Source organism: Cyclobacterium qasimii M12-11B (assembly GCF_000427295.1).
Taxonomy (GTDB): Bacteria; Bacteroidota; Bacteroidia; order Cytophagales; family Cyclobacteriaceae; genus Cyclobacterium; species Cyclobacterium qasimii.
Genome location: NZ_ATNM01000197.1, coordinates 187726 through 200645 on the forward strand (window position 1 = coordinate 187726; position 12920 = coordinate 200645).

General features: G+C 38.5%; 11 protein-coding genes. 7 read left to right on the top strand and 4 right to left on the bottom strand.

Annotated features, from left to right (window positions below):
- The first annotated feature begins 691 nt into the window (after window positions 1–691).
- The gene (locus ADICYQ_RS24745) at window positions 692–2617 is read left to right on the top strand and encodes an FG-GAP-like repeat-containing protein (RefSeq protein WP_235114908.1); all 1926 of its coding nucleotides are present in this window, start codon (window positions 692–694) and stop codon (window positions 2615–2617) included.
- A 103-nt stretch (window positions 2618–2720) separates the two neighbouring features.
- Here the strand turns inward: ADICYQ_RS24745 and ADICYQ_RS26445 are convergent, their stop codons facing one another.
- Entirely contained in the window at window positions 2721–3851 is a 1131-nt protein-coding gene (locus ADICYQ_RS26445) for an FAD-dependent oxidoreductase (RefSeq protein ID WP_081652439.1), read from the bottom strand.
- A gap of 58 nt (window positions 3852–3909) precedes the next feature.
- Complete coding sequence (locus ADICYQ_RS29450; protein WP_081652440.1) at window positions 3910–4308, bottom strand: FAD-dependent oxidoreductase; 399 nt, start codon at window positions 4306–4308, stop codon at window positions 3910–3912.
- 675 nt (window positions 4309–4983) lie between these two features.
- Here ADICYQ_RS29450 and ADICYQ_RS24760 point away from each other — a divergent pair.
- Window positions 4984–5244: a hypothetical protein gene (locus ADICYQ_RS24760; RefSeq protein ID WP_040418098.1), complete on the top strand. Its 261-nt coding sequence runs from the start codon at window positions 4984–4986 to the stop codon at window positions 5242–5244.
- A 670-nt stretch (window positions 5245–5914) separates the two neighbouring features.
- Entirely contained in the window at window positions 5915–6619 is a 705-nt protein-coding gene (locus ADICYQ_RS24765) for a LytR/AlgR family response regulator transcription factor (protein ID WP_020888483.1), read from the top strand.
- Window positions 6620–6760: 141 nt separating this feature from the next.
- Here ADICYQ_RS24765 and ADICYQ_RS24770 read toward each other — a convergent pair whose 3' ends face one another.
- A complete protein-coding gene (locus tag ADICYQ_RS24770; RefSeq protein WP_020888485.1) occupies window positions 6761–7438 on the bottom strand; it encodes a porin family protein in 678 nt (225 codons plus the stop codon).
- 507 nt (window positions 7439–7945) lie between these two features.
- On the opposite strand from ADICYQ_RS24770, the gene ADICYQ_RS24775 reads away from it, so the two are divergent.
- Window positions 7946–8803 carry a formate/nitrite transporter family protein gene (locus ADICYQ_RS24775; RefSeq protein ID WP_020888487.1) on the top strand — a complete coding sequence of 286 codons (858 nt, stop codon included), beginning with the start codon at window positions 7946–7948 and terminating at the stop codon, window positions 8801–8803.
- Between the two features lie 73 nt (window positions 8804–8876).
- Here the strand turns inward: ADICYQ_RS24775 and ADICYQ_RS24780 are convergent, their stop codons facing one another.
- Window positions 8877–9791: an endonuclease/exonuclease/phosphatase family protein gene (locus tag ADICYQ_RS24780; protein WP_040418140.1), complete on the bottom strand. Its 915-nt coding sequence runs from the start codon at window positions 9789–9791 to the stop codon at window positions 8877–8879.
- 412 nt (window positions 9792–10203) lie between these two features.
- On the opposite strand from ADICYQ_RS24780, the gene ADICYQ_RS24785 reads away from it, so the two are divergent.
- Genes ADICYQ_RS24785 through ADICYQ_RS24795 form a run of 3 tightly spaced genes read left to right on the top strand, consistent with a single transcriptional unit; the run spans window position 10204 to window position 12723 of the window.
- Window positions 10204–10986, top strand: coding sequence for an MlaE family ABC transporter permease (locus ADICYQ_RS24785; protein ID WP_020888489.1), 783 nt, complete (start codon window positions 10204–10206; stop codon window positions 10984–10986).
- Window positions 10986–11738 (top strand): ABC transporter ATP-binding protein, encoded by a 753-nt coding sequence (locus ADICYQ_RS24790; RefSeq protein WP_020888490.1) that lies wholly within the window; start codon window positions 10986–10988, stop codon window positions 11736–11738. Before ADICYQ_RS24785 ends, ADICYQ_RS24790 begins: the two co-directional genes overlap by 1 nt.
- 4 nt (window positions 11739–11742) lie before the next feature.
- Window positions 11743–12723 (top strand): MlaD family protein, encoded by a 981-nt coding sequence (locus tag ADICYQ_RS24795; RefSeq protein WP_020888491.1) that lies wholly within the window; start codon window positions 11743–11745, stop codon window positions 12721–12723.
- Window positions 12724–12920 lie beyond the last annotated feature (197 nt).

A 12920-nucleotide genomic window follows, 5' to 3' on the forward strand; every position in this document is an offset into this window, starting at 1 on the left:
CTTCAAAATAAATTAAGTTGTAATTTCTGAACCCTGAGCTCACACCCTTGGCTGTAATATTTAATCCCAATGGAACTAGTGAATTAGGGAAAAAGACTATTATTCAACTATGACTCCCCTATAAAATGGTATTTGGAAATTGGCCTCCATTCAGCCAACTGTTTTAATTAAACCCTAAAGGCTAAGCCATAGAAAATCTTTTAGCAAAGAAATCCCTTTCCATCCTCAGCAAAGCTCGCCTAAAACCTCTCCCCTTCCCCCTCATCAACTACCACCTAAATTGGTGAATTTAAGGTTCACATCAATTAAGCTTATGAATACATTATAACATTATGGGAATAAAATTATATTTCGGATATTCATTGAAGACAATAAAAAAAGGCTTTGAAAGAATTAATTATGTAATTCTGGGTGGTCACTTTTGTTGAAAAGCGGTAAGTACTATGTAAATCCATTTTGACTTAGGTCAGGTAAAGTTGTTGATTATCAATACTAACCACCATCAAAAAAGACTTAAGGGACCTATTTAGCTAGATAAACACACAAATTTTGCGCATCCTATGCTTAAAAATTTGTCATTATTACAAAAATCAGCTTACAAACAATTAATAATATGAAACAAAAACCCCAAATTATTAAAATGAAGCCTTTAAAAAATTCCCTAAGGAAAAACTTTTTAATTCTGGTTGTGATGGCTTTTGCTTTAGCCTGCTCAAGCCCCAAAACGACTGAAGTAGATGACTCACCTAGTGACTTCGAAATCGTAAAATACAACAACCCCGAAGCCAGTTCTTTTCTAGGTGTAGGCTTGTGGGCCTGGCCATTGCCAATGGATTATGATGGTGATGGTGACATGGACATGCTTGTTTCTTGCCCTGATAAACCGTTCAACGGACTTTACTTTTTTGAAAACACAAGCGGTGAAGATTTCCCAGATTTTGCACCTCCGGTCAGAATAGGTGATGCCATATCTAAAGTGCAAATATCACATACAGATCAAGGAGTCAAGGTTTTAATCCCCGGAGCGGAGTTGATGAATTTCACAACAGACCTGGCCTCCACACCTGAAGACCTCTTCCCCATTGAGGAATTGACCAAGGAGCTGGGCAAAAAGCCAAGATTTAACCAGTGGAAAATGATTGATTACGAAGGAGACGGTGACCTTGACATCATTGTTGGGATGGATGATTGGTCTTCTTACGGCTGGGACGATGCCTACAATGATGAAGGTGTCTGGACCAACGGACCGCTTTTTGGCTATGTATACTTGCTAGAAAACAAAGATGGCAACTACGAAAATAGAGGCCGGATAAAAGCTGGAGGAAAAGAAATAAATGTATATGGAGCACCTTCACCCAATTTCGCTGACTTTGATGGAGATGGAGACCTTGACCTTATTTGTGGAGAGTTTCTGGATAAGATGACCTATTTTGAAAACACAGGAACCAGAGAAAAACCTGTTTATAAAGAAGGTAAATTACTAGAAAACGAGGAGGGTATAATTACCATGAATCTAGAAATGATCATTCCTGTCGCACTGGATTGGGACAAGGATGGACATGTGGATCTGGTAGTTGGTGATGAAGATGGCCGGGTAGCATTGATCAAAAACACTGGGGAAACTAAAAGTGGACTTCCAATATTTGATTCTCCAAAATACTTCAGACAACAAGCTGACAATCTTAAATTTGGCGCTCTGGTAACACCCGTAAGCGTTGACTGGGACAATGATGGTGATGAAGATATCATTGCGGGTAATTCTGCAGGCCACTTTGCCTTTATAGAAAACCTGGATGGCGCAGCGAAACCAAAATGGGCTGAGCCAAAACTATTGGAAATCGATGGTGAACCGATAAGAATCCAAGCCGGTGACAACGGATCTATTCAGGGGCCAGCAGAAGCAAAATGGGGTTACACCACTTTGACTGTCGCTGACTGGGATGGCGACAACAACAAGGACATTGTATTTAACTCCATCTGGGGTCGAGTAGAATGGATCAAAAACACAGGGGACGGATTATTGGCTCCTCAGCCGGTAAAAATAGATTGGGCTGACCAAACACCACCTCATCCAGCATGGAACTGGTGGAAGCCTGAAGCCAATGAATTGGCTACCCAATGGAGAACCACTCCTTATGCCATCGATTGGAACAAAGATGGGGTCATGGATTTGGTTATGCTGGACCATGAAGGTTACCTTGCCTTCTTTGAAGGGAAAGAAGGTAACGGTGAACCAATTCTTCAACCCGGAAAAAGAATCTTTTACGGAGAAAATGGCTCCGCCTTTTCCAATAAGGACAAGGTGGAAGATGCAAATCCGGGCGTCTTAAGACTTAACACCGCAGATGCAGGCAGCAGTGGACGAAGGAAAATCAGCTTTATGGATTGGGACAATGATGGAGACCTGGACCTATTGATCAATAGCGTTAATATATCTCTATTTGAAAACGTAAGCGAAAGCCCTGATAAGGTAGTCTTTAACCATAAAGGCCCTATATCTGAAAAAATCCTTGCTGGACATACCACAAGCCCTACTTTTGTTGATTGGGATAAAAATGGTACTTGGGATGTACTGGCAGGAGCCGAAGATGGACATTTTTATTACTTCCGTAGGTAGTCAATAAATCAAAAAAGTAAAAAAGCCTCTGCAATAATTGCAGAGGCTTTTTTGGTTTAATTATTTGTCGTGATTATTTCCAGCCAATCATCCGGCAGGGAAATTATTGGTTTTGACTCAATAAGACCTTTTCCAATTCCGGATAAGGTATATCCTGAACGTCTATATTTTCACTAGCAGCAATAGCAGCAGCTGCACCAACACTCTGCCCTACAATCATAAAGGTAGGGACGATTCTGGTGCTTCCATAGCCTATATAGCTTGATGAAAGACTAGTAGGGGTCAATAGATTAATGCATTCTTCTTTCTTTGGCACTGTGGCCTGAAATGAGATTTTAAAAGGTTTCCAAGTTCCATCGTTTTCTACATGGGTGAATCCTTCATTATAAGCTTTACCATTTTTTACAATTCTCCGGGCATGGTGCACATCTGGTGGCCACCATGCAATGCCAACAGGGTCTGAAACGGTATCTTTAACCTTAATGTCAACATTGTGTTCAGTGATGACGTAATCAGACACCATCCTTCTTCCACTTCGGATATATAGGCGACGTGGCCAATTGCCATTGTCTGTAAATTCGTCTTTTGGCAGCCCCCATCCTTCCCAATTGGCTCTGTTGAGACTATCCACACTCTCGTCGTTCTGCAAAAACCATAGCAGGCCTAGCGTAAAATCACGGTGAAATTTGACAATACTGTCCTGTTTTTGGTAATTCCCTTCAGGGTATTCCCAATTCTCTCCATAAAGGTTTGCCGATAGATCATGCCAACTGCCTATGTCCGTTTTACCATTGTGTCTATTGGCTTCTGGTTTGAATAGCTTGCCACCTGCTTTGAAGTACCTCCTGTAAATTTCATACCTTTCAGGTACATAGTTCTCAGGTTTGTTGATCGGCAACATGTTTCCCTTCTCTTTTGTCAGGCACATCCTGAAACAGAAGCCCTGAATATAATGACTGGGATCCCCATGGTTTCCTAATTCGCCAGCTTGAATGGTTGAGATTAGTCCACTCGTCGAATCACCTTCAACAATATATGGGTCAACCGCTACCGTAAACTGCTTGAAAGTATTTACTTCCTGAATGCCGTTAAGCTTCTCCCCATACTTGTCATTCCCCTCGCGAATTGTTTCGGTAGTTACTCCAGCAAAATGCAGTAAATGGCCTTCTATGGAAGCATCGACAAAGACTTTGGCCTTTATTTCTGAACCATCTTCAAGAATTACCCTCTCTATTCGGTTTCCTTTTTTTCTACGCCGTTTTGTTCCTTTATCCGGGAATTTCTAATGATGGTTATGTTTTTTCTTTTCCCAGCATCTGCTCTATTATCTGCCCAGCAACAGAAGGCTCATATTTCGAATACCATCTCGGGTTATTAAATTCAGCTTTTCGGCCGTAATGTTCACCAACTGCTTCGTAAAATTCACGGGTAATCCCTCCAATTACAATTGCATTACCAAATCGCATGTCCTTTCCGAGGCCTTCCACTACCATTCCTCCGGGATGACCTGTTGGCTCTATTAATACTACTTTCTTACCCATTCTGGAAGCTTGGATAGCTGCAGTAAATCCAGACTCGCTTCCACCTAAAATACAAATATCAGTTGTGAAATCGGCCTGCTTACCTTCATTGTTGCAGGCGTTTAGCAATACGCATGCGGTCAATAAATATAGAATTTTTAAAAATTTCATGTATGCTTTGGATAGGGTTTATAGTGATGATTTTTTACGGTCATTCAAGTTAAAATGCTGTGAATTTATCTAATCTTGAAAAAAACAAAAGTCCGTTTTTCAGACCTCGATAATGCCAATGATGATTGAGACGACTAAATTCCCACACTTCATTCCTAAAAATACTAATCTTGAGGGACAACCCGTAGATTGCCCCTTATTTTCTTTCCTTTCAATGAAAATAATGGGCAACTCTGTTAATTCTAGATACTCAGGGTCCTTTAGTCCAAAACAGTCAATAGCCAACCTTCCCCATACTTAACCACCTTAAAATGAGTAAATTAACGTCATAATCAGCGTCCTTGAGATACTTTTACCGATTTATTAGAGATCCTCTAAACCTTAATATTACTCTCCCTATAAATCTAAATTCTTATAACAAAGAGCCAAAGCAACTTGTAGGACCAAAATCTCCCAAGTTAGCGGTCCTACCTTATATTTTTCCACGTCTACGAATCCGAATTCCTGGTCATTATATATCCCCTTCGAATTTTTCATCGCAGCATTTTAAGTTTTTGTCGCAACCTTTTTTGGTTTCATCGCACTAAAAAAAAGGTGGCTTAAACCTCCCTATGTTTGATTCATAATTCAATCACAAACAATGGGTTATTCTTCAAACATTAAAACAAAATTGTCATGAAAAACATACTAAAAAGTACCGCAGTAGCAGCATTAATGTTCATTTCTTTAACTTCTATGGCTTACGAACCAAGCACTAGTTTGATCAAGGGGAGTGATGCCAAAAGCCTGGTTTTTGAAATGGTTTCTCCCTCCGAAGCATCTTCTGTCTCTATGAGCGATGATAAAGGCCATACCCTATTCTATGATTATGTGATGAGTACTGATTATTCAAAACTTTTTAACCTTAAAACCTTAAAACTGGGACCTACTATTTAAATATTACGGACGATGCCACATCAATTGTCTATACGGTACAAATAGAAGAAAACGGTGTTAGCAGCATAAATAAAGAGGAAAAAATCATTCCATCTGTATTTGAAAAAACAGGCAAAAAAGTTCATTTAAACCTGGACAACAGTGACCTATCCGAAATAGACATTAAAATCCACGATGATAACAAAGCTAAAGTCTTTGGAGAAACATACATCAGCCAGGCAAGCATTACCAAAACATTCAATTTCGAAAATGCCATCAAAGGAGATTATGTCATTAGCGTAAAAGATGGTAAAAAAGTGTACTATCAAAATGTAAGTGTAGATTAAAAATTTTCATAATGGAGTCGCCCCTGCCTTTACAGTTTTGTATTGCGCAGGGGTTTCTTTTTTATCCCCCCATTGATAAGCAAAACCTTCCCAACTCAAATACAAAGGGGTGGGTTTATTTTTTTTGTAGGAATCAGTACGCAAGGAGTAGGTCTCTTTCCACAAGCATATTGATGAAAGTTTCATATTAAGTCAAAAACGAATATATTGAAGGACCAAGTCCTCCTGATAGAAATAAAAAGAGCATCACTAAGCTTAGCTATCAGAATGAGGAATCCTGGAATGATACAGTACCAATTTTCAGCTAACAATTAAGAAAAAACACCCTTTCAAAGCTCCAATTCATGATAAACTGCATTGCCGTAGATGATGAGCCACTTGCTCTTGAGTTGATTAAAAACTATATAAGCAAGATACCCTATCTAAATTTGGTAACCACTTGTGACAATGCTTTTGATGCCATGGAGGAAATGCAAAAACATTCAATAGACCTCCTATTGATAGACATACAGATGCCTGAATTAACTGGGCTTCAATTTATCTCAAGTCTTGAAAAAAAACCATTGGCAATAATTATCACCGCTTATAAAGAGTTTGCCTTGGAAAGTTTTGACCTTGATGTTGTCGACTACCTGGTAAAACCGGTTCCCTTGGATCGCTTTATTAAGGCTTGCAACCGAGCAAAAGATCGACATGAATTACTCACCATCAAACCCTCTTCCCCATCAATAAAAGTGATGGATCATATTTTTGTACATGTAGATTACAGTCAGGTAAAATTAAAATTCGAGGATATCCTTTGGCTTAAAGGGTATGGCGATTATATCAAATTTTACTTAAAAAATGCTCCTCAGCCACTTGTGGTAAGAATGAGTTTCAAGGAGGTGGAAACACTTTTGCCTTTGGATCAATTTATCAGAATTCATAAGTCCTATGCAGTCGCAATTAGTGAAATTACGTCCATTCGAAAAAACAGTGTGTTTATAGGGGAATTGGAGTTCTCTGTTGGAGAAGCTTATAGGGGAAATGTAGCCAAGCTTTTAAATTAAGAATATTGACCTTATTCTTCAAATGGAAGATTTTCCCAAGTTTTTTTGAATCCTAAGTCTCTGGAAAAAGTAGGGTAAATACCCAAGCCGGACACATAAAAAAACCCTGACTTTAGTAAAGTCAGGGTTGATTCTGGTAGATTATAGGCCAAATCCTAAATAAATCTGCCCTACTCCATTCTTAGAGTTTTCTGTCAATTGACCGGCAACCCCACTGTTTCCTATTTCGCGGAAACCATAATTATACCTGACACCAATGGTTACTGCTTTCACGTCAAAGCCTACGCCAAACATCACCCCATAGTCCAACTTATTAAAGTCGTCTGTATCTAAGGTCGCAATATCAGAAGAACTTAAATCGGATTGCTTCAAATCTTTCACATTGGCTGAAAATAGATAAGAAAGGTATGGTCCTGCATGAAGGTTTAAGGGACCAACGTTTACGGCCAATGCTACTGGAACCTGCACATAATTTAAATTAAACCTTACTTCGCCTGATTCAATTCCCAGGACATTTTCCAAATCAGAACCACCATAGGTTACTTTTGAGCCTGCATTGGAATAAAGCACTTCTGGCTGAACAGCAAGAAAGCTGTTAATTGGTATCTTACCAAAAACCCCAAAATTAAATCCTGCTTTCATGCTTTCATCCTCTACTGTAGGTTGATCAACATATAACTGAGAAAGATTTAAACCACCCTTGATTCCAAATTTGGGCCCCGGGTTATTGGTTTGTCCATAAGTATGCGCTGTTCCAACCAGTAAAAATAGTGCTGCTAGAATTCCGGCAAATTTTTTATTAGAAGCGTTTTTTAACATTTTATTATAATTTACAGTTAAAAATAATTGTGGTTTAACCGGTTGACCATTTAATATATTATTTATACAATAGGAATATAAATTTAATTTTTATAGTCAATACTTATTCATTAAGTAATTTTACCAGCTTATAATTGTACGTAGCAAAGGGAATGCCATAATTAAAAATTGACTCTTCCACAGGTGGTGAATTTTTAAATAAATAATTTACCTTTAACATTGCCCAAACATCAGCAACAGGTAAAAAATAATGATTATGGACAAAAATTGAAGCAGAAAAGTCGGATATTTCAAATCAATGGAATAATTTAATTGCAATAGTTCGCAAAAATTTTAAAAGAATTAAAGTTAGATTAATCAAAGTATTGGTGAAGGAATAAAAGCTCAAGCCACATAAGGCTTTAGAGTAACCTATATTTTATAGTCCATCAGATAGTTCCTGACCAATATTTCATAGTTTAAAGTCTGAACTAATGAAAAACACAAATTGTGGATACTAAATCATTTATGAAGCCAGAGAAAAAAGACCAAAAAGTACACCAACAGGATCTGGAGAAAAAATCCAATGAAATAGAAGAGTCCGGAAAATACACGGAAATCCTTAGCAGAGTAATACACGAAGGAGAGGAAATATTCAAAATTAAGAAAAGAGCGATCTTTTTGAGTGCTTGTATTGCTGGACTCGAAATTGGTTTTAGCTACCTTTTAATTTCCACCTTGTATTTCTTATTGGCTGGAAAGGTAGACGAAAACATTATTTTTAAATTGTTCGGTCTTGTTTACCCTTTAGGATTCATCATGGTGATCCTTGGTAAATCTGTACTTTTTACGGAACAAACCTCTGTCCTGGCACTGCCTGTTTTAAATGGGCAGAGAACTATTCTCGAACTATTGAGTATTTGGGGAGTGGTTATCATTGGAAACCTCCTGGGGGGAATTGTATTTGTTTTCTGTATAGGAGATCTGGCAGCACAGCTTAATCTTTTCGACAAGGAAACAATGGTTAAAATTGGTAGCCATATATTGGATCACAGTTACTGGGTTTTATTGCTAAGTTCAGTATTCGCAGGATGGCTTATGGGGCTATTAACCTGGATATTGAACAGTACCACCTCTTCTCTGACCCGTATCCTTTTAATCGTACTGATCACCGGGACCATAGGTTTTGTTGGTTTTCACCACAGCATTGTAGGGAATATAGAAGCATTTGCTGGGTTTTTGTATTCAGAAACGATCTCACTAGGAGATTATTTGTCCTTCCTTCTCCTTACCTTATTGGGAAATGGAATTGGAGGTTCTATCGTCGTGGCGCTATTTAAATACCGAATTTTCGAATCAAATTATGCCACTAAAAGACACAAATAAAACAGGAAATCCACTTACTTACGAAAGTAACCCAGCTGATTAACGTTACTTTTTCACGGTCTTTGAAGTCAGGCTAAAACGTAAAAGTGGTCACCACAAAGCCATGATCTGATGGATAAGCAATGGACTTTCCATTAAGGGAGAAGGGTTCTCCCAAAAATGCTTTGTAGGATTTTGATTCGATGGCTTGTAAAGCATCTCCTTTATAATAAATATAGTCGATTCGGTGCTCGTCTTTTTGCCCTTTGGTGTCCCATGTGATTCCGGGATTGGTCAATGGGTCTGGATTTAAAGTTCTATAGGTATCGATCAAACCTATGTTTTCTAAAACCTTAGTACTGTACCAGGGAACCACCAAACCTTTGTGCATTTCCCTGGTCTCTTCTCCCCAATCCAAATGTGAAGGAGAATTCATGTCCCCTCCGAAAATCATGGGGATGGAATCCGTTTCTGCACTGTATTTCCCTAAGTAAGGAAGCACCTTTTGGATCATTTCATATTTGGTTTCCGTTCGTTCCCAAACGAGTAATTCCTCGGCAGTCATCCCCAGTTCCTCAGGTGCATCCTCCCATGGCAAATAGTGAAACCAATTAGAGAAAACGCGAATCTTTTGATTGTTTATTATTATTTCTCTCCCTCCCAAATAGAAGGGGTAATCTGTATCAATTCGCTCTCCAAATGGAAACTTAGAAAAGATGGACAAGTTGACGGTTTTTTCATCCAGAGCAGTTCCTTCTTTTGCAATCAAATGAAAGTTATAGCCCAAAGAATCTGCAATCATTTTTCCTGAGCCATATGTTTCTACCATCAAAATCACATCGGGATCAATTTCCTTTATGATTTGAATGACATGCTGAGGGCCGTTTTCGATATCATTGCCACCATGCAAAATATTCCAAGCCATGACCTTGAAAGTCTTCGTTTCTTGTTGTGGGCTACAAGAGGCAAAAATTAGCACAAATGACAAATAGAATAGAATCCGTTGCATGGAATTATATATTTTCAGGATTGGGTTAATAGCGATATTCAACATCAAGGAGTAAAAGAAGTTATACTTAGCTAAAAAATAGGTGTTTAGGACTGAACCAAATTTAGATGCTTCTTAAGCGAAAAACTACAATATTTCCTAAAACTTTCTTTATGAATTCAGGTTAACTGTTTAACAAAAGCTATCCATATAGGCTTTAACCATACTGAATTCAACGCTGCTATTGAGGCAAAATTTATGCCTATACTCTTTATTTCATATTGCCAATTTCTCTTTTACCATTCCAATGTTTCTACTATAAAATGAGCCTCGGTAACCGTATCATTTTAAAGAATGACTTAAATCATGATTATTCGTCCAATTCATCCCTAAATTCGAAATCTATTCAATCTTAAATGCCAAGATCCTTAAAATGGCTAAATCAACCTCTATAAAGACCCGTTCTGAATCATTTTTCACCGAAATAGGTGATATGGCGCTTTTTTCAGGGCGCTTTTTCAAGGAAGTTTTCAGCCAGCCCTTTGAGTTTAAAGAACTACTTCGTCAGTCCTATAATATAGGAAACCGTTCTTTGCTTTTGGTTGGGGTAACCGGATTTATTCTAGGGCTTGTTTTCACCCTACAGTCACGCCCCACCCTAATGGAATTTGGGGCAGAATCCTGGATGCCCTCAATGGTAGGCATTTCTATAGTCAGAGAAATTGGCCCTGTAATTATTGCCCTTATCTGTGCTGGTAGAATTGGTTCCGGAATAGGGGCCGAACTGGGTTCTATGCGGGTTACGGAACAAATAGACGCAATGGAGGTTTCAGGAAACAACCCCTTTAAATACCTGGTCGTTACCCGCATTTTGGCCACTACTTTGATGTTGCCTCTATTGATAATAATGGGCGATGTTATTGCACTATTTGGTTCAGCCATTATCGAAAATCTAAAAGGTCATGTCTCCTATATGCTCTATTTCAACCAGGTTTTTGATGCACTCAGTTTTAGTGATATCATCCCAGCTACAGTGAAATCCGTTTTCTTCGGTTTTGCCATTGGGCTGGTAGGTTGCTATAAGGGGTACAATTGTTCCAAGGGAACCGTAGGTGTGGGAGAAGCTTCAAATTCTGCTGTAGTCTATACTTCCATGCTCTTGTTTGTAATTGATTTTATTGCTGTGTTTGTAACTGATATATTTTTCGAAATCTGATGGATTCCAAAGAAAACTTAAAACCCGTATTAGAGTTAAGAAGCCTTCACAAAAGTTTTGGAGACAACCATGTGCTCGTAGACTTTAACCTGAAACTTTTTGAAGGCGAAAACCTGGTCGTAATGGGCAAGTCAGGATCAGGAAAATCGGTAATGGTCAAATGTTTGGTGGGCTTAATACAGCCAGACAGTGGAAGTATTACCATTAAAAACCAGGACATTATTACTATGGGTCATAAAGAATTGGATTTACTCCGCACTGAAATCGGATTTCTATTCCAGGGCAGTGCACTATATGATTCCATGACAGTACGTGAAAACCTGGAATTTCCTCTTAGGCGCCAAACCCATAAGGTAGCTGATTTTGAAAGTACTGAAGCACTCGTAAGGGAAGCATTGGAAAACGTGGGTCTGTCGGATACTATGGATTTAATGCCAGCGGAACTTTCTGGAGGAATGCAGCGACGAGTGGCATTGGCACGTGCTTTAATCTTAAAACCAAAAATTATAATTTATGATGAGCCAACAACAGGTTTGGATCCGATTACGGCAAAGGAGATTATCGAGTTGATGCGGAATATTCAAAAAAAATACCATACCTCTTCCCTTATTATCACCCACGATGTGGATTGTGCAAGGGTAATCTCAAATCGTATGATTTTATTGGTAGATGGTACCAATTATGTCGAAGGGAGTTTTGATGAGCTTTCGAACTCGAAGGACCCAAAAGTACAGGCATTCTTTAAAAACTAAAATTATGGGAAAATCAAATTCTTACAAAGCGAAAGTAGGCCTATTTGTAGTGATCGGTACTGTACTACTCATCGCAATCCTCTATTTTGTAGGAATGCGCCAACATATTTTCAGCAGTAACATTCAGCTGTATAGTATTTTTGAAAACGTAAATGGGCTACAAACAGGGAACAACGTGCGTTATTCTGGGATTGATGTGGGCACCGTGAGTAAAATAGAAATGATTGATGAAAGAAACATCCGTATCCAATTGATGGTGGAAGATAAAATCTCCAGATTTATCAAAAAAGACGCCATTACCTTTATCGGCTCCGATGGATTGGTAGGAAGTATGGTGGTAAACATTGTTCCTGGAAATGAACAAAACACAACATCAGTTAGTTCAGGAGATACCATTCAGTCCTACAGCAAAGTTGGGACCGATGACATGCTTTCTACGCTAAGCACAACCAATGAAAATGCGGCCTTGCTCACCGAAGATTTGCTAAAAATCACCCAAAAAATTTTACAGGGTAAAGGCACCTTAGGTACACTATTAAGCGATACCCTGCTGGCCCGGGACATTCGTCAGTCATTAATAGCGCTAAAAAATGCAACCCAGAGTACCTCAACATTGGTCACACGTGTAAATGCTATTATTGAGCAAGTGAATTACAATGAAAGCACTGCTGCTGTTTTGTTAAGCGACACGATCTCAGCCAGCCAAATGAAAGCCGTGTTTTTTAATCTCGAAAAATCAAGTAAAGGCATTAACAGTGTAACACAAAATCTGGAGGAATACCTTACTGAGATAAAATCTGGAAAAGGAACTTTTAACCATTTCACACAAGATGAAGCTTTGTCCAAGAACATTGACAGTACAATGGTTAATATAAAGGAAGCTGCTGAGAAATTGAATGCAAATATGGAAGCCCTCAAACACAACTTTCTATTCCGTAGGTATTTCAAAAAACAGGAGCGACAGCAAAAGCGAGAGGCTGATTAGTTTTGAATCAACCCTAAATCACGTAAATGCCAATGTATTTTATTCTAAGCATCTCCTAGTAAAAAAGTTGCATTAGGAAGACAAAACCCATTCTGAAACACCCTGTTTGGGGTTTATTGACAGGTTTGAAATTAACTTAACAGTTTGTTATACTAATATTATAATTAATTCTGTAATTAATGAATTTCGGAACTGTT